9 protein-coding genes and 2 pseudogenes are annotated in these 21,214 nt (G+C 40.4%); 8 read left to right on the top strand and 3 right to left on the bottom strand.

The features are described 5' to 3' along the window. Positions 1-192: 192 nt before the first annotated feature. Positions 193-1,239 (bottom strand): FecR family protein, encoded by a 1,047-nt coding sequence (locus BXY_RS08580; protein ID WP_009040214.1) that lies wholly within the window; start codon positions 1,237-1,239, stop codon positions 193-195. 54 nt (positions 1,240-1,293) lie between these two features. Further along, the gene (locus BXY_RS08585; RefSeq protein WP_015531694.1) at positions 1,294-1,881 is read right to left on the bottom strand and encodes an RNA polymerase sigma-70 factor; all 588 of its coding nucleotides are present in this window, start codon (positions 1,879-1,881) and stop codon (positions 1,294-1,296) included. 327 nt (positions 1,882-2,208) lie between these two features. Here BXY_RS08585 and BXY_RS08590 point away from each other — a divergent pair, with 327 nt between their 5' ends. The 8 genes and pseudogenes from BXY_RS08590 to BXY_RS08625 all read left to right on the top strand — a co-directional run bounded on the left by BXY_RS08590 (position 2,209) and on the right by BXY_RS08625 (position 19,502). Next, complete coding sequence (locus BXY_RS08590) at positions 2,209-5,625, top strand: SusC/RagA family TonB-linked outer membrane protein (RefSeq protein ID WP_134993543.1); 3,417 nt, start codon at positions 2,209-2,211, stop codon at positions 5,623-5,625. A 32-nt stretch (positions 5,626-5,657) separates the two neighbouring features. Then, positions 5,658-7,301, top strand: coding sequence for a RagB/SusD family nutrient uptake outer membrane protein (locus tag BXY_RS08595; protein WP_195436766.1), 1,644 nt, complete (start codon positions 5,658-5,660; stop codon positions 7,299-7,301). Further along, entirely contained in the window at positions 7,301-8,716 is a 1,416-nt protein-coding gene (locus tag BXY_RS08600; protein WP_015531697.1) for a DUF5125 domain-containing protein, read from the top strand. The genes BXY_RS08595 and BXY_RS08600 overlap by 1 nt, the downstream gene beginning before the upstream one ends. Positions 8,717-8,762: 46 nt before the next feature. Beyond that, complete coding sequence (locus BXY_RS08605; RefSeq protein ID WP_134993542.1) at positions 8,763-10,241, top strand: BACON domain-containing protein; 1,479 nt, start codon at positions 8,763-8,765, stop codon at positions 10,239-10,241. Positions 10,242-10,275: 34 nt separating this feature from the next. Further along, complete coding sequence (locus BXY_RS08610; RefSeq protein WP_015531699.1) at positions 10,276-11,349, top strand: cellulase family glycosylhydrolase; 1,074 nt, start codon at positions 10,276-10,278, stop codon at positions 11,347-11,349. Positions 11,350-11,356: 7 nt separating this feature from the next. Beyond that, positions 11,357-13,882, top strand: coding sequence for a family 20 glycosylhydrolase (locus tag BXY_RS08615; protein ID WP_134993541.1), 2,526 nt, complete (start codon positions 11,357-11,359; stop codon positions 13,880-13,882). A 242-nt stretch (positions 13,883-14,124) separates the two neighbouring features. Then, positions 14,125-18,145, top strand: a pseudogene (locus BXY_RS08620) (hybrid sensor histidine kinase/response regulator transcription factor). A 70-nt stretch (positions 18,146-18,215) separates the two neighbouring features. After that, positions 18,216-19,502 (top strand): histidine-type phosphatase, encoded by a 1,287-nt coding sequence (locus BXY_RS08625; protein WP_015531704.1) that lies wholly within the window; start codon positions 18,216-18,218, stop codon positions 19,500-19,502. A gap of 62 nt (positions 19,503-19,564) precedes the next feature. Here BXY_RS08625 and BXY_RS08630 read toward each other — a convergent pair. Next, positions 19,565-21,078, bottom strand: a pseudogene (locus BXY_RS08630) (SLC13 family permease). Positions 21,079-21,214: the final 136 nt, after the last annotated feature.

Raw genomic sequence — 21,214 nt, forward strand, 5'->3', positions numbered from 1 at the left:
ATAGTAGAGAAGAAAAAAAGATACTGCAAGAATAAATTGTACGACACCCGGGTCTCATGATGCTTGACACCCGGGTGTCAGCATGTTCAACACCCGGGTGTCGGTGTGCATGAGACCCGGGTGTCGTACAACTTAATACTACCAAATGAAATTAATTTGAAGCCATACGATTAAGTTTGTACTAATACAAACTTATTTCCGTACAATCCTACTCACCTCTATACGCTGCTTTTCAAACTTCTCATTATTGGTGTTGCGGTTACTAACCTCTTTACAGCGAATAGGTGCACTCATTTCAAGCAAGCGCAAAATCTCATTTAAAGATTCACCTTCAAAAGTCGCTTTATAGGAATACTTTCCTAATTCAGCGTCTTTCAGAATAAATTCCACGTTATAAGTCTGTCCCAAACGCTTGAATACATATTCCAGCGGGTCATCTCTAAAAATGAGTATTCCATCTTTCCATGAGCACCATTTATAAGTATTGGTTTTATTGACGTTATATAAAGAAGTGGCCAGATTATAGTCAATTTTCTCTCCCGGTGAAAGGGAAATCGTCTTTTTCTGGTCAAGAGTGACTGCGACCTTTCCTTTTACTAACGTCACTGCTGCTACATGATCCGGAGCGTATGCGTTCACATTGAATGCTGTGCCGGTAGCTTCTACAGTCAGTTGTTTGGTTTTTACGATGAAGGGATGCTTTTTATCGGATTCTACTTCAAAATAGGCTTCACCCTGCATCGAAACAACTCTTTGCTTATCATTGAATTGAGTCGGATACTTTAAAGAACTTCCGGCATTTAGCCAAACCTTAGAACCGTCAGGCAGATTAACTACCGACCAAGTGCCATAAGGAGTGAATAACTCCTGATAAGTCTCTGCAATTTGAGAAGCGGGTTTAAAATAAAGATAAGCAGATAATATCAGTAAAGGAAGAAGTAAGATAGCTGCCACTTGCTGCCAATAGTGTAGGAAGGACAACTTTGGACGAACGGAAACCGGCTGGTTTTGATGGAGAATCTTCTCCATTACTTTTCTGTGCGCATTGTCCACATCTATCTCTTCCGGATTAAAAGCCGGGTGACTGACTTCCCACACATTCTTTTGTGATAGAAAGCTCCTATAGTTTTCGGGAGTAGCCGATATCCAATCATCCAGTACCTTTATTTCTTCTGGTGTAGCCTCTTTCGAGAGATATCTGGAGATTATAATTTCTATGTCTGAATCTTTATTTATCATAATGCATTTTACCTTATATATAATAGACGTTTCAGAAAGAAAATCCCACATTCATTAGTGGAAAAGAAATAAAAAAAGTAGTAAATAAAAATCTTTTAATAAGATGCGGAGCTGCTTCAATGCTTTGCTGATACGTACTTCTACCGTTCTGACAGAGATATTCAGGTGATTGGCTATTTCCTGATATTTAATATTTTCTAATCGGCTCATCTCGAACACTTCTCTTTCTTGAGGAGGTAATTGTTCCAATGCATTTTTAAGTTGCCGGCATAAATCAGAATACAGTATGTAGTTTTCTGTCGTATCTATATCTATAGAATCCGATTTAAGTTCGTAAGCAATGTGTTCATCTATAATCCTGCGATGGCGTAATTCGTCCAGACAGTAATTCCTGACCGCTTTCAGTAAATATGATTTTAGTGAGTTCTCAATTACCAATGATTTCCGGTCATTCCATAGTTTGAGAAAGATATTTTGCACAATATCTTCACAGGTAGATTTCTCCGGAATGTAAGTACCGCCAAACAATACCAAATCTTTATAATAAGCATGGAATAGTCGGGTAAAAGCCTGTTTATCATCCTGTTTTAGTGCTATTACCAGAAAACGGTCGTCGGAAGTCTGTTGTTGGATATTCGGCATAGTATTGTACTAAAGGTTCTATTGTCGGGGGTAAAAATAGAAAGATTATTTGGGATAAACGATAGTTTGAAGAAAAAATAATGCAGATGAAAAAATAATGCGATATCCAATGTGGCTTTTATTTTTAGAAACGTCTTATTGATAGAAACGAGAGAAAAACACATTTATTAACCTTTAAATAATACAAGCCATGAGAAAGACATAATCAGTGAATTCAGCTTCCGACAACTGATAAAAAAAGGAAGGTCTGACTCACCTTCCTTTCCAAAGATTCAGTTATTCGTTAATCAACTTATTTGTAGAACCAATAACCAAACATGTAAAGGTATGAAACTTATTTCAATTAGAAAAATGAAAAAGAGAATTAATGTACCTGCGAATGTAAAAATGGGGAGAATCTGTGCTATATGGTTGTTTTGTATAGCTTTGCAAGCTATCAGTATACCTATCCTGGCACAATCCGCCAAAATTACATTGCGACTGAAAAATGTGACTGTAGAGGAGGTCTTGACTAGTATCGAAAATCAGACAGAATATCGTTTCTTATACAACAAAGACATTGTTGATGTAAGTCGTATAGTAAGCATTACTGTGAAAAATGAACGGATGACTCTGGTACTGGATAAACTTTTTAAAGGCGAAGGAGTATCTTATACGATTGAAAAACGTCAGATTGTATTAAATAAAGTTTCATCGCAATCACAGGATAACAAACAGCCGGTCAAAGTGACCGGAAAGGTAGTGGACGAATCCGGAGAGGTTCTTCCGGGAGTGACTGTGATGATAGAAGGGGCTACTCAAGGAACCATTACCGGTATAGATGGCAATTACCAGTTGCAAGTTCCGGAAGGCTCGACACTGAAATTTACTTCAATAGGTTACACTACATATACGCAGAAAATTACCCGACCGATGACGTTGAATGTGACGATGAAAGAAGATTCGAAACAGTTGGATGAAGTTGTTGTGGTGGGGTATGGAACGACCACCCGTAAGAATCTGACAACTTCCATTGCAACGGTAAAAACGGAAAAAATATCGCGAGCCGCAACAAGTAATATGTCACAGATGTTGCTTGGGCGGGCTGCCGGACTGGAAGCTACGTTGACAAGCCCGCAACCGGGTGGAGCAGTTGACCTTTCAATTCGTGGGGCAGGTACTCCTATCTTTATAGTGGATGGCGTAATGATGCCTTCCACTTCTTTAGAGGTTGGAAACGGAAACCAGGTTATGCCCAACTCTATCAATCGTTCGGGATTGGCCGGACTTAATCCTGCCGATATTGAATCTATCGAAGTGTTAAAGGATGCATCTGCCTCCATTTATGGAATTGGTGCAGCCAATGGTGTCGTATTAATTACTACAAAGAAAGGTACTGAAACTCGTCCCCAAATCACTTATGAAGGAAATTATTCTATCGTGAAAAACTATCCGTATCTGGAACCTTTGAGTGGGGAAGAATATATGAATGTTGCCAACATTTTCAATAAAGAAAACTATTTATTTACGAACGGTATGTATCCTTACGGTGATAAACCTTTTGATAATAAATGGGTACCTCAATTCTCACCTCAACAGATAGCTGCCGCTCAAACAACAGACTGGCTGGATTGTGTATTAAAGGATGGTAGCATCAATAATCATAATATCACAATTACGGGTGGTTCTAAACTGCTGAAATATTATCTGTCCGGAAATTATTACAAACAGGAAGGTACGGTAGAAAACTCTGCTATGGAACGTTATGCTCTTCGGACAAACATTTCTTCACAATTGCTTCCATTTCTTAAGTTGACAGCAATTGTCAATGTAAATGAGAATGAATATACAAACTCAACTTCCGGTGGCGGAGGTGGTGGAAATGGGTATGATGCCATACAATCGGCTTTGACTTATCCTTCTTATTTACCAATCAGAGGTGAGGACGGAAAGCCTACCTTATATTCAAATTACCCTAACCCGGCGGAAATGATAAAAGTTAGTGACCGGACTAAAACAAGCGGTTATTATCTAAACTTTGCTGCCGATGTGGATATAATCAAAGATATGTTGTCCTTCCGTTTGATGTATGGCATTAATAAGGAGAATGCTAATCGTAATCTGTATATTCCTTCTGATATATATTTTATGGACATGTATAAATCAAGGGGGCATTTGGGATATGTTGAACGTAGAAACCAAACTATGGAAGGCACATTGACTTTCAAAAAGCAGTTTGGAGATTTGTTACGTGTCGATGCCGTAGTCGGTATGGGAAGATATACGAACGATTCAAATGGACTTGAACTTGACTACGAACAGATTAACGATCACATTGCAGCTGATAAGGTGGAAGCTGCGGAAGGCGCTTTCTACCCGACTTCTTTCAGGGCAGCCGATGAACGTCGTTCTCAATTTGCCAGGGCAAGTGTGGATGTGCTCGACAGATATGTAGTTGCCGCTACTATTCGTCGCGATGGAACGGATAAGTTTTTCCCGGGAAAGAAATATGCCTATTTCCCTTCAGTATCATTGGCCTGGAAATTATCTAACGAGCCGTTTATGAAGCATATATCATGGATTGACCAGTTGAAGATTCGTGGTAGTTATGGACAGACTGGTAATGATAATCTGGGTAGTTCGCTTTATGGCACTTTCAGTCTGGCAGCCCAATATATCAAGTTTTCTAACAATTCAGTGACTTATGTACCCTATCTGCTTAGCGGTCCTGATTACCCGAATGTTACCTGGGAAAAGACTACCATGAAAAATATAGGTATAGACTTTTCAGTTCTGAAAGATAGAATCTGGGGAAGTTTTGATATGTTCCGCAATGATGTAACCAACTTGCTGGGATATGACTCTGCCTCTCCGCTTAGTATGACATCTTCCGTTCCGATGAATTATGGGCGTTATGTACGTTACGGATGGGATGCGACTATCAACTCACTTAACTTTGAAATCCCCCGTGTGTTTAAGTGGACCTCACAATTGACCTTATCACATCATAATGCCGTTTGGAAAGAACGGATGCCCAACTATTATTATGAAGAATATCGAATCCGCAAGAACGAACCGGTGAATGCTTATTATTACTATGAAACGGAAGGCGTTATCAACATAGATAAAAGCAATATGCCCGAATCGCAGAAATCTTTGCCGGCAGATGCGCAACAGCCCGGTTATCCGATTATTAAGGATGCAAATGGGGATAACAAAATAACGATTGATGATGTAAAGATGCGGAATACACTTCCAAAAATTCACATAGGCTTTGGAAATACATTTGTATACAAAGATTTTGATCTGGATGTATTTATGTATGGACAATTCGGACGTACACGCTATAACTATGCATATCGTTGGGCACTTGTCGGAGATGTGTATTACACGAGTCCCAAGAATTCGAACAAATATGTATATACTATCTGGAATTCTCAAACCAATCAGAATGGAAACCGGCGTGGTATTGCTTCAACAAAGGCTGTCGCTTTGCCTGGTAACGTAGGTTTTGAGGAAGATTATCAGAATGCTTCGTTCGTACGTGTCAGGAATATCACTTTAGGATATAACCTTTCAGGAAAGAAGCTGGGAAGAGTAGGTGATTATGTGAGTTCTATCAGAGTTTTTGTCGACTGTCAGAATCCGTTAACTTTTACCAAGTTTGTAGGCGTCGATCCTGAAATAAAGACGGGTGGCGACGGCTCCAAAGCGGAGTATCCGATGACGAGAACATACTCCTTCGGAGCAAAAATATGTTTCTAAGAAAACCTGTAACGAAAGAAAAGATTGAAAATATGAACAAGAATAAATTATTTAAGGTGTTTGTCATGATTGCATTTATCATGTGTAGTTGTGAGGATAATTTTGATCCGAAGATGTATGGCACGTTGAATGTTTCTAATTATCCGGTGACTGAAGCCGAATACGAATCATTTATGATGACCTGCTATATGCCTTTTACGACAACATGGACCTATTGGATCGGTGCCGGAACAAGTGGCAATCAGCACGGTTGGTATATCCCTGCCGGAGGTGTACTGAAGTTCTTTGATTATCCGACAGATGAGGTGGCTGTGTGGAATAATGGTTGGGGAGGCGGATATTATTTCCTTTCTAAAGCCGATTTCAGTCAGTGTGTTTATTACGCAAGCGGTACATTAAGCGATGAAAACCCGAACCACTTTCCGAAAGTAAGTGAGATTTCCTACTTCACCAATGTGATCGGCACACTGGAGAAGGCTTCTACCGAAGTGGTCTCTGAAGAGCGTAAAAGAGAATTTATTGCTGAAGCCCGTCTTTGTCGTGGATTGATGATGTATTATTTATTGCATGTATATGGTCCTGTTCCTTTGATTGTCGATCCGAACGACCTGATTAATCCTTCAAAACTGGAAAATCTGGTACGTCCGACATTGCAGCAAATGACGGAGTGGATTATGGCTGATTTTGATTATGCTTATCAGTATATTGCAGATACGCAGCCGGAACAGGGACGTTACAATAAAGACTATGCACGTGTATGCATCATGCGGCATTGCCTGAATGAAGGCTATTATATGTCCGGTTATTATCAGAAAGCGATTGATATGTATAACGAGTTGAAGGGACGGTATAGTCTTTTCAAGAAAGGGGACAATCCTTATATCGAGCAATTTAAAAATGCCAATAACTTTAATTCGGAAGTGATTATGGCTGTCAGCTGTGATGAAACGGCGGATGGTACGAATAAGTCCGGCAACTTTAACCCGCTAATGATGCTCGCTACTCCCGATAATGCAGCTCGAGTGGACGATCAGGGAAATCCTACTCCTTTCTATCTGCAAGGGCAGGGATGGGGGCAAACCTTCAATGTGTCTCCGAAATTTTGGGATACGTATGATCCTTCGGACAAACGTCGTGAAGTGATCCTGACCAAATATTATACGACTGCAGGAACCTGGATTGACCGGAATACTACTACATGGGACGGGTTTATCATTAATAAATTCCCGGTGGAAACAGCTACGGCTTTTCAGGGGACTGATATACCGTTAGCTCGTTGGGCAGATGTATTGCTCATGTATGCGGAAGCCGAAGTACGTAAAAACAATGCAGCTCCGTCCGCTGACGCTATTGCTGCGGTCAATGAGGTGCGTAAGCGTGCCGGACTGGGGGATCTTCCGTCATCGGCAACAGCGAATGTTGAAGCTTTCCTGGATGCTTTACTTACGGAAAGAGGACATGAAATGTTGTATGAAGGGATGCGTAAAATAGATCTCATCCGTTTTAATCAGTATGCGCAGCGTACAGCGAAGATCAAAGGAGTGGCTCCTACACATCAATATGTGCCTATTCCTAATTATGCGGTTCAACAAGCTTCGGAATCTTATGGAAAAGTGTTGGTACAGACATTTGAACGTGAGGGATGGAAAGCGGATCTTGCGGCAGCTCGCAATTAATGTCATCATTCATTATTGTTAAACTAGAGATCTTAAGAAAAATGAAAAAGATATATGTATTATTCATGTCGTCGTTATTGCTCCTTTCGTGTGCAAAAGATGATGTTAGTAAGCCAAGTGAATGGCCGGAGTGGCCTACACCTTCAAAACCTAAAATAGAAAATGCCGTATTGCGGGGAGTGAATGGTGAAACGGTTGTGGCGGCTGGTGATAAAGTGAAGTTCACCGCACAGGTCAGTGATGAATATAATGATTTGGTTTCATTCCAATTATTAGTGACAATGGATGGAGCCGAAATCTTGAATTTGTCTAAAGGATTGAGCGGACGTTCTGCGGTTATTGAAGAGGAAGCTACTTTACCTTTTGTTGCCGGTTTCCAGAATGGACGTCCTGTGGTGACTATAAAAGCTGTAAACGATTTAGGTGGCAATGAATCGACTCTGACTTTGGATGAGGCCGCAAGTGTGGCGGTAACCCGTCCGGAAACACCTTCCCAATTATACCTTGTTGATGATTTGGGAAATGTGTATGAAATGGACAAGGAGAGTCAGAATGAAACAGATTATAGTTTCCGGACGAGTGCGGCGGATTTGGCAGGGATTGGCGACCATTTTAAAGTTGCCGAAAAGATAATAAATAATAAACCTGATTATTCCGGTTTGGTATGGGGATATTCAGACGATAAGATCGCGATTGTGACTGATGATGCAGCTACTTCGATTCCGACTCCTAAGGTAGGAAGTTATACATTGGAGAATATCACTTTTGATATGTTGAGCTTTCTGGCTGATAAGACTCTGACATACAGCATTGATATTGATAAGTCCCGCTTCTTTGATGTGGGAGGAGGATATGTCCAGTTGGATGTTCAGTTGGTAGAAAGTGCCAAGATTAATTTTATAGGTTTTGGTAGTGATGTCACCAATATGCTCCGGCCGGAATTCTTTAAAGATGTTTCAGGGAGCAAAGCAAAATTCGATGGTCCGTCGGTACTTTATAACTTGAAATATAATACATCAAATGGTTTCATGTATATGGAACGTCCGCGGGATGTTTTTTATCCGGAGGTGATGTATATTCTCGGTACTGGAGTCGGATTTCCACGCGAACCTTATGTGGCTACGCTTGCTTGGGACTTCGCATATCCTCACCAATGGTTCTTCTTTAAAAAGGTCGGTGCAAGTGCCTTTGAAGCAGTCGTTTACATTGACCAAACTATGGGATTTAAGTTCTATCGGGGATATGGTTGGGCGCAAGAGGAGGACACGAAGAATCTATATACGGTTGAGCCTGCTAACCTGATAACGAGAAATGCTCCCGGTGATTTGATTCCCGGTCCTGATTTTAAAGCCGGACTTTATACGATACATATTGATAAAGCCAGTGAAGTGATACGATTGACTCCTTACAATTAAGAGGGGAGCATGATTAATAGTCTTTAATTTAATATTCAATAGAATTATGTATATATCAATGAAAACATATAGTAAGAAATTTCTGGTTACGTTCTTTTTCTCGATGTTGCCAATGTTATTAATGTCTTGTTCGATGGACCCGGAGAAAGCTTCTTTCTCAATTTCCGGGAATTTGGAGAAGTTACAGATCGGTAATGACGGTTTTACGGAGGTTTATTCGATAAAGTCTAATACGGAATGGAAATTTGTAAACGAGACGGATCAGTCTTGGGTTACCGTCTCACCGGCCAAAGGAAGTGGAAACGGAACTGTGACAATTACTGCAAATGCAAATACAGGAACCGGACGTACGGCTGTATTCCGCGTGGTACCTAATGGAGTAAAGACACAAGAAATTGAGATCATTCAGGGTAATTCTTATATCCCTACAACTGATGGAGAATTCCCGATTATAGCATGGACCGGAGTGGAAGCAGACAAGTCGCTGGAGAAATTCCCGGTGATGAAAGCATCCGGCATTAATATTTATCTGGGATGGTATGATGATTTGGAAACAACATTGAAGGTGCTTGACGCTGCACAGAAGACCGGAGTGAAAATGATAACTTCTTGTAAGGATCTCTTGTCTGTCGCTACTGCCGAAGAGGTTGTAAAAGCGATGATGAATCATCCGGCTTTGTATGCCTATCATTTGAAGGATGAACCGGAAGTGAATGATTTGCCGGGCTTGGGCGAATTGGTGAAGAAGATTAAAACCATCGACAGTCATCATCCTTGTTATATCAACTTGTACCCCAATTGGGCATGGGGGAAAGAACTTTATTCTGAAAATGTAAAGTCGTTTATAGAACAAGTCCCTGTTCCGTTTATTTCGTTTGACAATTATCCTATTGTATCTATAAATGGTGCTCCCAGCATTGTCCGTCCGGACTGGTATCGGAATCTGGAAGAAATATCGGCTGCTGCTAAAGAGAATAATAAGCCGTTCTGGGCATTTGCACTTGCACTTTCCCATAAGCTTGATGAAACTCATTTTTATAAGATACCGACATTGCCCGAGTTGAGATTACAAGTCTTCAGTGATTTAGCTTATGGTGCGCAGGCAATCCAGTATTTTACCTATCGCGGACTTCAACATGACGAACCGACCGAAGTGTATGATTTGGTCAAGACAGTTAATCAGGAAGTACAGCAACTTGCGGGTATATTCTTGGGAGCACAGGTTATTTCAGTATCTCACACCGGAAGTGAAATACCTGAAGGTACGAAGGCTTTGGGAAGTTTGCCGACTCCTATAAAATCATTGACTACGAGTGATACAGGTGCTGTTGTCTCTGTATTGGAGAAAGGTGGGAATCAGTATCTTGTGGTCGTAAATAGAGATTTTCGTAATGTGATGAACCTGTCTATTGATGTGGATAGTTCTGTTAGCAGAGTGTTGAAAAATGGTTCAACGACTACTCCGGACGGTTCTACGATAGCAGTCGAACCGGGTGATATGGTGATATTTACATGGAGAAAATAGAAAGATTTTTAATTTGATAAAGTAAAACGATTATATGAAAAAGATATTACTTTCCTTTTTTATTGGTGTTATGTTGATTGCCTGCAACCAGAAAACTGTCTCTGTTCGTGAGGTCTGGACAAAAGAGCAGGCTAATGAGTGGTATAAACAATGGGGATGGCTTCGTGGATGCGATTTTATTCCGAGCACGGCAATCAACCAAATGGAGATGTGGCAGGCAGATACTTTTGATCCGGTGACTATTGATCGTGAACTGGGTTGGGCGGAAGAAATAGGCATGAACTGTATGCGCGTATATTTGCATCACCTGGTTTGGGAAACAGATAAGGAAGGCTTTAAGAAACGTATCAATGAATACCTTACTATTGCCGACAAGCATCATATCTCTACCATCTTCGTCTTCCTGGATGATTGCTGGAATCCTGTATATCAGGCTGGCAAACAGCCGGAACCACAGCCGGGAGTACACAATTCGGGATGGGCACGTGACCCGGGTGATCTGTATTATAAAGGCGATACGGCAGTGATACTTCCGGTATTGGAAAGCTATGTGAAAGATATCCTGACTACCTTTAAGGATGATAAGAGAATCGTATTATGGGACTTATATAATGAGCCCGGAGGTTCGGGAGGATATAGATACGGTGAAAGAAGTTTGCCGTTATTGCAGAAAATATTTACGTGGGGACGAACGGTGAATCCGTCACAACCTCTGTCGGCCGGAGTTTGGGATATGAGTCTGACTAATCTGAATAAGTTCCAATTGGAAAATTCGGATGTGATAACATACCACACGTATGAAGGCGTGAATTCGCATCAGCAACTCATTGATACATTGAAGCAATACGGTCGCCCGATGATTTGTACAGAATATATGGCACGTACTCAAAATAGTACTTTCCAGGATATTATGCCAATGCTGAAGAGAGAAAATATCGGTGCAATCAACTGGGGACTTGTAGCCGGAAAAACAAATACAATCTTTGCATGGGACACTCCATTGCCTGATGTTGTTGAACCTCCATTGTGGTTCCACGATATATTTCGTAGTGATGGAACTCCTTATTCGACAGAAGAAGTGGAATGTATTCGTTCATTAACTAAATAATTCCCTTATGATAACTATGAGGAATATATGGATAATGATGTTGGGGATATGCCTGTTTGGTTGCGGGGCTGGTAAACAGCCCCCTTCCTCACAGCTATCCTTAACATGGAAACTGGAAAAAGATAGTGTGGAAGCCATGTATTTTAAGAATACATTCTGTCTGACGAATAATGGGAATAAATCCTTGACTAATAATTGGGTGATCTATTTTAATCAGACACCTATTTATTATCAGCAGCCTATTAATGCACCGCTGGAAATTGAATGTTTGGGTTCGACTTACTATAAAATGTACCCGACTGAACACTACCAGGCATTGCCACCGGGTGAAACAATTACTTTTACTATATTGAGTGAAGGAAATGTGATTAATGTGTCCTCGGTTCCTGAAGGGGCTTATGTGGTAACTACCGATGAAAAAGGAAAACCGTTACAACCGCAAAATGTCCCCATCGAGATCGAGCTTTTTAAGCCCGATGTCCAATGGGTTAGCTCGAGGAACAGCTTTCCCTATGCAGATGGAAATTATTTCTATAAGCAGAATGATGATTTCAGCAAACCGGTAGATTGTGATATGCTTTCTCTTTTTCCTGCTCCTAAAAAAGTGGAAAAGATGGGTGGTGTTTCTTCTTTCTCTCAAAAAGTCTGTCTGAAGTTTGATGATGCGTTTAAAGAGGAAGCTCTTTTATTGAAAAGTCAATTGACTTCATTATTAAGATGTAACGTTTCCGATAAGGATGAAGAGACAATCATTGAATTGAAGAAAATGGAGGTTCCTATTACCTGTCAATATCCCGATGAATATTACGAAATCGTGATAAAGAATAACCGGTTGACTTTGAAAGCTAGTGATATACATGGCATATTTAATGCTTGTCAAACATTGCTTGCCTTATTAGATAACATGGAACTAACTTCTTCTTCGCTACCTAATCTTCATATTACCGATTATCCGGACATGGGGCATCGGGGAATTATGTTGGATGTAGCCCGCAACTTTACAAAGAAAGCGGATCTGCTGAAATTGATCGATATATTGTCATTCTATAAGATGAATGTACTGCATTTGCATTTGAGTGACGATGAGGCCTGGCGTGTGGAAATACCCGGATTGGAGGAATTGACAGAAATAGCTTCTCGCAGAGGACATACCATAGATGAACAGACATGTCTTTATCCTGCGTATGCCTGGGGATGGAATGAGACAGATACTACTTCATTGGCCAATGGATATTATTCTCGCAGTGACTTCATGGATATTCTGAAATACGCAAAAGAAAGGCATATCAGAGTTATTCCCGAAATAGACATTCCCGGACATTCCCGGGCAGCGATTAAAGCCATGAATGCCCGTTATCAGAAATATATAGATACAGACCAATCGAAAGCGGAAGAATATCTTTTGACTGACTTTGCAGATACTTCCCAATATCTGTCTGCACAAAATTTTACAGACAATGTGATTAATGTTGCCATGCCTTCCACTTATCATTTTCTTGAAAAAGTGATTGACGAAATCGTACGGATGTATCAGGATGCAGGAGTAGAACTGACTGCTTTCCATGTGGGTGGAGATGAAGTGCCGGAAGGTATTTGGGAAGGTTCTTCTATCTGCCGCACTTTTATGCAAGAGAACGGACTGACTAAGATACGGGATCTGAAGGATTATTTTCTGGAACAAATATTGGAAATGCTGGACAAACGTAACATACAGGCAGTCGGATGGCAGGACATTGTTATGAATCCTGATAATACCGTTAACGAACATTTCAAAAACAGTAAGGTCTTAAATTATTGTTGGAACACTATTCCGGAGCAGGGTGGGGATGAAGTACCGTATAAGCTAGCTAATGCGGGCTACCCGATTATACTCTGTAATGTGGGTAACTTCTATTTGGATATGGCCTATTGCTATCATGTGGAGGAACCGGGATTGCGTTGGGGCGGTTATGTGGATGAATATGTGACGTTTGATATGTTGCCTTTTGATATTTATAAGTCTTTACGACGGAATTTGAAAGGTGAACCTGTTGATGTGAAAGCTGCTTCAAACGGAAAACAACCCTTGACAAAGGAAGGTTATCAGAATATCAAAGGTCTATCCGGACAAATATGGTCGGAAACAATCCGTAGTTTTGAACAGGTAGAATATTATCTTTTCCCAAAAGTCTTCGGATTGGCAGAACGTGCTTGGAATGTTCAACCATCGTGGGCATTATCTCCGGACGGCAAAGTATATATGGATGCCAAACGGAAATACAATGCCGGTATTATAGATTATGAGTTGCCACGTTTGGCAAAGCGAGGAATAAATTTCCGGGTGTCTCCTCCCGGTATTATGATAAGGGATGGATTACTACTGGCTAATACTGCCATTCCCAATGCGGTAATCCGGTACACAACCGATGGAAGTGAGCCTACGGAAAGTTCCATAGAATGGCAAACTCCGGTAGTATGCAATGCTCCACTGATAAAAGCAAAGGCTTTCTATCTAGGAAAAGAGAGTGTAACTACCGTATTGTTTAATAGATGATATATAAATAAAAAGCTATTTTAATAATGTTAGAATAGCTTTTTATTTATGCATTTATGAAATTTTACATATTAAGGGGCTGTTGAAATTCTAGCTCTTCTTTACAATATTCAACAAATTTAAAACTGGAAATATGACTATTAATATTAATTGATGGTTGAAATATGAATACATTTTCGACTTGCGTTTTAATTAATTTTTTCATATTTTTGCAGAGTATTTTTTGAATATTAGTGAAAGACATGAGTAATTTTATAAAAATGAGAGGATTCTTTTTGTTTGTACTTCTTCTCATTAATTGTACTGTAAGCAAGGGGCAGATTTATAAGTACATAGGACTGGAAGACGGGTTGAATAATCAGAAAATATACCATATCCAAAAAGACCGACGGGGGTATATGTGGTTTCTGACTCAAGAAGGGATAGACCGTTATGATGGCAAACAAGCATTACAACTTTTCAGACGATAACATGACGTTGGATTCACGGATTGCCTTGAATTGGCTTTATATGGACAACGGAAATGTATTATGGGTAATTGGTCAGAAAGGTCGTATTTTTAGGTATGATTCGCAGCATGACAAGTTTGAACTGGCTTATGTGCATCCGGAACTGATCAGAAATAAGTCGCAAGCATTTCTGAATTATGGTTATTTGGACAAAAATGACCGTATATGGTTGTGCTGTAAAGATAGCATTACCTGGTATGATACCCATACCGGAACAGTGTTACATATGTCGGTGCCGGTCGACGGTGAAATAACTACCATTGAACAGACAGATGGTAACCATTTTTTTATAGGTACGGGAAGTGGTTTATTTCGTGCCGGAATAGAAGAAGGGAAGTTAAAGGTGATTCCTGATGAAGCGTTGGAAAGCATCGCTCCAGTGCATGAACTTTATTACCATGCTGTTTCAAAGCAGTTATTTGTGGGAAACTATAAAGAGGGAATACTTATATATGACATGGGGGGAACAGGAAAAATCATCTCTTGTCAATTCCCCAATCATGTAGAGGTTAACCAGATTGCTGCTTTAAACGCTCATGAACTTCTAGTGGCTACTGGGGGAAAAGGTGTATATAAGCTGGATGTGAATACATACATGAGTGAACCCTATATAACAGCTGATTATAGCAGTTATAACGGGATGAATGGAAATAATATTAATGATGTCTATGTGGATGAAGAAGATCGCATCTGGCTCGCAAATTATCCCACCGGCATTACAATCCGTAACAACCGTTATGGAAGTTATGACCTGATAAGACATTCTCTTGGTAATACCCGGTCACTGGTGAATGATCAGGTTCATGATGTGGTGGAGGATAGTGACGGTGACCTCTGGTTTGCAACTAGTAACGGTATCAGTTTCTATCAGACTGATACAAAAGAATGGCGTTCCTTCTTTAGTTCCTTTGATCCGGTACCGAATGATGAGAATCACATTTTTTTAGCGCTGTGTGAAGTCTCTCCCGGTGTAATGTGGGCTGGTGGTTATACATCGGGTATTTACAAGATAGAGAAGAAGAAAGGGTTTAAGGTAACTTATCTTTCTCCTGCTGCCATTGCAGGAGTACGTCCCGACCAATATATTTATGACATTAAAAAAGATTCAGGAGGTGATATCTGGTCCGGTGGATATTATCATCTGAAGCGTATCAATCTTGAGACTAAAAATGTACGTTTATATCCGGGAGTAAGTTCTATTACTACTATTCAGGAGAAGGACGGCCGGCTGATGTGGATTGGTACGCGAATGGGACTCTACCTGCTTGACAAGGAATCCGGAGTTTACCGGTATATTGATCTGCCTATTGAGTCTCCCTATATATGTGCATTATACCAGAGAGAAGACGGTATCCTGTATATCGGTACCCGTGGAGCCGGACTTCTTGTTTATGACATTAATAAGAAAAAGTTTATCCATCAATATCGTACTGATAACTGTGCGTTGATTTCTGACAATATTTATACAATTCTTCCACGTCAGGACGAGAGTCTTCTGATGGGTACGGAAACCGGTATTACAATCTATTCCCCCCAGAAACATTCTTTTCGTAATTGGACACGGGAACAAGGATTGATGAGTGTCAATTTTAATGCAGGTTCTGCCACCGCCTGGAATAAAAGCACACTTGTTTTTGGCGGTAATGAAGGTGCAGTTAAGTTCCCGACAAATATACAGATACCGGAACCGCATTACTCACGCCTGTTATTACGTGATTTTATGATTGCTTATCATCCTGTTTATCCGGGTGATGACGGATCTCCTTTGAAGAAGGACATTGATGAAACTGACCGGCTGGAACTAGCTTACGGACAAAATACATTTTCCCTTGATGTGGCATCCATTAATTATGATTATCCTTCTAACATTCTTTATTCATGGAAAATTGATGGTTATCATAAAGAATGGAGTCGTCCAAGTCAGGATAACCGGATTCTTGTCAGAAATCTGCCTCCTGGCAGTTATACGTTACAAATTCGTGCCGTATCCAATGAAGAGAAGTATAAGACTTATGAGACAAGGAACATTCAGATTGTTATAACACCTCCGGTATGGGCCAGTTTGTGGGCTATGGTGGGATATGCAATTCTGTTGGTATTGGTTATGATTATCATCTTTCGTATCATCATGTTGCAAAAGCAGAAGAAAGTGTCGGATGAGAAGACACGGTTCTTCATTAATACGGCTCATGACATACGTACGCCGCTTACGTTGATAAAAGCTCCGCTGGAGGAAGTCATAGAAAATCGTATGGTGACCGAACAGGCGTTACCTCATATGAATATGGCTCTTAAGAATGTAAATACATTGCTTCAGCTGACAACGAACTTGATAAATTTCGAACGGATAGATGTCTATTCATCCACTCTTTATGTTTCCGAGTATGAGCTGAATACTTTTATGAATGATGTTTGTGCCGCTTTTCGCAAATATGCTGAAATGAAACATGTCAGGTTTGTTTATGAAAGCAATTTTGACTATCTGAATGTGTGGTTTGATAGTGACAAAATGGGATCTATTTTGAAAAATATCTTGTCGAATGCATTGAAGTATACACCTGAAGAAGGTAGTGTCTGCATTTCCGCCTGCGAGGAAGGAAACACGTGGAGCATTGAGGTGAAAGATACGGGAATTGGTATTCCTTCGTGCGAACAGAAGAAATTGTTCAGGAACTGTTTTAGAGGTAGTAATGTTGTCAATCTAAAAGTGACAGGTAGCGGAATAGGGCTGATGTTGGTATACAAACTAGTCAAATTACATAAAGGCAAGATTCAGATTCAGAGCAATGAACAACAAGGCACTTGTGTACGAGTAACTTTCCCGAAAGGAAATAGCCATCTTCATAAAGCTAAATTTATTTCTCCCAGGCTGCCGGATGAACGTCCGGAGACTATCATACCGGGTAGTATTTCTGATTTGCCGGCTATGGAGATATCCCAGATAAACAGTTCCTTACAACGTATCCTGATAGTGGAAGATAATGATGATTTGCGCAATTATCTGGTGGATATGCTGAAGACGAGTTATAATATTCAGGCTTGTCCGAATGGAAAGGATGCACTAATCATAATTAGGGAATTTAATCCGGATCTTGTTATATCCGATATAATGATGCCTGAAATGAGCGGAGATGAACTTTGTTCAGCGATAAAAGGGGATCTTGAGATGTCTCATATTCCGGTCGTTTTGCTGACAGCATTGGGAGACGAGAAGAATATGCTCGAAGGGCTGGAAATCGGAGCGGATGCTTATATCACCAAGCCTTTCAGTGTAGGAATACTCAAGGCAACGATTAAGAATTTACTGGCGAATCGTGCTTTGCTCCGTCAGGTTTATAATAGTATCGAAGAGGAAGAACAGAATTTTCCGGTTAATTGTACTAATACTTTGGACTGGAAATTTATAGCTTCGGTCAAGGAATGTATAGAGAAGAACATGGGGGATCCGGATTTTAATGTAGAAATGCTTAGCAGTTGCCATCACATGAGTCGTACGAGTTTCTTTAATAAATTAAAGGTCTTGACAGGTTATGCTCCGGCTGATTATATCCGGATGATACGTTTGCAACATGCTGCACAATTGCTAAAGCAGGGCGAATATACAATAGCGGAAATTACCGATATGGTCGGGTTCTCGGATGCGAAATATTTCCGTGAGGTATTTAAAAAATATTATGGTGTAAGTCCGAGCAAGTATGGAGAGTCGGAAAAGACAGGATCTTATCCGGCAATCAATTTAAAAAATGAGAAATAGTAGGTGGCGTATATAAACATTGTTCTATGTCCGGTTGTTATGTTTGGCAAACAAATATATATTCTGCCGGATGAAAGCAATATTGATATTTTTAGCTGGTCTGCTTTTCCCTATAACTTTTTTATTCGGGCAAAGTGCAATTCAGAAATATGCGGGAACGGCTATGCCGTATCCTTTTATAAAGAATCTATCTGTTTTGAACCATGATGGTATGGTTCCTTTTTATATCAATCATTTAGGAAGGCACGGAGCACGGTTCCCGACTTCGGGAAAAGCATTAGAGAAGGTTAGAAATGTGCTTATATTGGCGGAGCAGGAAAAAAGATTGACTGTAAAAGGTCAGGAACTGCTTGCTACGGTATTACGGCTGTCCGAAGCTTTCGAAGGACAATGGGGAGAATTGTCGGCAGTAGGAGAGCAGGAACAAAAGGGGATAGCAGAGCGTATGCTATTGCGTTATCCTCAAATATTTGTAGATTCGGCGCGAATTGAAGCGATAGCTTCCTATATTCCTCGTTGTATTAGTAGTATGGATGCTTTTCTTTCTGGTATGGAAAAACAGGATTCCTCATTGGTAATAAAGAAAAGTGCAGGAAAGCAATATAATCCACTTCTTCGTTTTTTTGATTTGAACAAGCCTTATGTTTATTATAAAGAGAAAGGTGACTGGATTTCTTTGTATGAATCATTTGTGCAAGATAAGATAGTTTTTGCACCTGTCATGAAAAGGATTTTTCTCACCTCAGGACAAGAAACAGAACAGGAAAAACGGGAGTTTGTCATGGCTTTGTTCTCAATAGCAGCTATACTTCCTGATACGGGCTTACCTTTTAATATGGAAGGTATTTTCAATGATAAAGAATGGTATGGTTATTGGCAAACACAAAACTTGCGGCAATATCTGACTAAAAGTGCAGCGCCAGTTGGGAATATGCTGCCGATTGCAATTGCATGGCCGTTACTTTCAGAGTTTATTCAAACGGCAGAGCAGGCAATTAACGGGCAATCGGACAATCGGGTGAATCTTCGTTTTGCGCATGCAGAGACTGTCATTCCTTTTGTAACATTGATGGGTATAGGAAAAACGGATATACAGATCGCATCACCTGATTCCGTATCCATTTATTGGAAAGATTATGAGATTGCTCCGATGGCAGCTAATGTGCAATGGGTGTTCTATCGTGATAAGGACTGTCAAGTCTGGGTCAAAATACTTTTGAATGAGCAAGAAGCAACCATTCCGGTGGTCACATCCTTTTTCCCATATTATCGGTGGGAAGAAGTCTGCCACTATCTGAAACAACGGATAGCAATATCAAAAGAGATTCTTTCCAGGTTTTCAAGTAAGACTGATTAGCAAAAAAGCCCTGTAAGAATGATTGCTTCTCACAGGGCTTATTTGTATGGAAAGAGTATTTTTTATAATAATTTGTTGGAGCCAAGGATGATTAACATGGTATATCCCAATATCAGTCCGATGATTCCCATGATTATTCCGACTTTTTCCATATCCTTTTGCTGAATCATGCCTGTGGCGTGTGCCAATGCGTTGGGAGGAGTACTGATAGGCAATATCATTGCTAATGATGAACCGATTGCCACTCCAATCAATAAAGTCTCTACTCCACCTAAGGAAGATAGATTCTCACGCATGCTGCTTCCTGCAATGGCTAGGATGGGGACGAGCAATGCTGCCGTAGCTGTATGTGAGATGAAATTAGCCATAGCATAACAAATAAGTCCGGAGCCGACAATCATTAATACAGGAGGCCATGTGTTGAATGGGATAGCTTCAATCATATGTTTCGCCAGTCCGGTTTCTTGTAAAGCAACGCCCAGGGCGAAGCCGCCGGCTACCATCCAGAGTACGCTCCAACTGATTTCTTCCAGATCGCGTTTGGTGATGACTCCCGTTATACAGAAAACGGCTACCGGAATCATAGCTACTACATTAGAGTTTACTCCCGTCACCTTGTCAAACATCCAAAGTATGACTGTGATAGCAAAAGTGATATAAACCACAATGGAACGCCAGTCTTTTTTGGCTTCACCTTCAATTTGTAATTCAATATTTTTTGTTTAAAGGGAAACAATCGTAAAAGTATGAACCAAGCGATAAACAATACAATAATAGTATAGGGTAACATAAAACTCATCCATTCTCCGAAACCGATATTCAGGTTCAGTCCCTCCGGATCATTCAGGTATTTTAAGGCAATTGCGTTGGGCGGTGTGCCGATAGGAGTTCCCATGCCACCCACATTAGCAGCTACAGGAATAGCCATAGCCAGACCTATTTTTCCTTTACCGTCTGCCGGAAGTGCTTTTAATACAGGAGTTAGGAAAGTGAGCATCATGGCAGCTGTAGCCGTGTTGCTAAGGAACATTGAAAATGCAGCTGTAACAAGAATGAATCCTAATAGTACATAGCGTGATTGGGTTCCGAAAGGTCTTAGCATGACGCGTGCCAACAATACGTCCAATCCGCTTTTGGTTGCTGCGATGGCAAGTATGAACCCACCAATAAATAACATAATGATTGGATCGGCAAAGCAATGCATAATGGACTTATATTTGACTGTCTGTCCCAATTCTTCTGTCGAGATTCCTTGAGTAAGGAACCATAAGCTGCTGTCGGAAACGGTGAGTAACAATAAAACGACAATCAATACGGAAGTGGTCCATGCAGGGACAGCCTCGAATACCCACATCAGTGTGGCAAAAATAAAGATAGAAATAAGTCTTTGTTCTATAACTGTTAACCCTTCTATACCAAATGTGTCAATAGGGAGGAGCCATAAAATAAGGGAAAGGGTAATAGCTACGGTTAGCTTTATGCATCTGGCCACTGTCTGATTTTTTGCCAATCGTTTGGCTTTCTTTAAGTCCTGATAAGCTTCCACTAGATGGAAGCCGTGAAAAATCTTGTACATAATACTAGTTTAAGATAAAATTAAAAAACGGTGCAAAAATAACTTTTTATTCTATATCTCGTAAATCAACGAGAGAAGTTTTTTATAATTCTTTTGGATTGTGATGTCCTTGAAGATATTAATATGGATATTAGGT

The sequence above is a fragment of the Bacteroides xylanisolvens XB1A genome, from assembly GCF_000210075.1.
In the GTDB taxonomy this organism is placed as follows: Bacteria; Bacteroidota; Bacteroidia; order Bacteroidales; family Bacteroidaceae; genus Bacteroides; species Bacteroides xylanisolvens.

Excerpts from the sequence above, each read along its gene's own strand:
- BXY_RS08625 (WP_015531704.1), top strand. The coding sequence starts at position 18,216 with ATGAAAGCAATATTGATATTTTTAGCTGGTCTGCTTTTCCCTATAACT.
- BXY_RS08585 (WP_015531694.1), bottom strand. The coding sequence starts at position 1,881 with ATGCCGAATATCCAACAACAGACTTCCGACGACCGTTTTCTGGTAATA.
- BXY_RS08595 (WP_195436766.1), top strand. The coding sequence starts at position 5,658 with ATGAACAAGAATAAATTATTTAAGGTGTTTGTCATGATTGCATTTATC.
- BXY_RS08615 (WP_134993541.1), top strand. The coding sequence starts at position 11,357 with ATGATAACTATGAGGAATATATGGATAATGATGTTGGGGATATGCCTG.
- BXY_RS08605 (WP_134993542.1), top strand. The coding sequence starts at position 8,763 with ATGTATATATCAATGAAAACATATAGTAAGAAATTTCTGGTTACGTTC.
- BXY_RS08580 (WP_009040214.1), bottom strand. The coding sequence starts at position 1,239 with ATGATAAATAAAGATTCAGACATAGAAATTATAATCTCCAGATATCTC.
- BXY_RS08590 (WP_134993543.1), top strand. The coding sequence starts at position 2,209 with ATGAAACTTATTTCAATTAGAAAAATGAAAAAGAGAATTAATGTACCT.
- BXY_RS08600 (WP_015531697.1), top strand. The coding sequence starts at position 7,301 with ATGTCATCATTCATTATTGTTAAACTAGAGATCTTAAGAAAAATGAAA.
- BXY_RS08610 (WP_015531699.1), top strand. The coding sequence starts at position 10,276 with ATGAAAAAGATATTACTTTCCTTTTTTATTGGTGTTATGTTGATTGCC.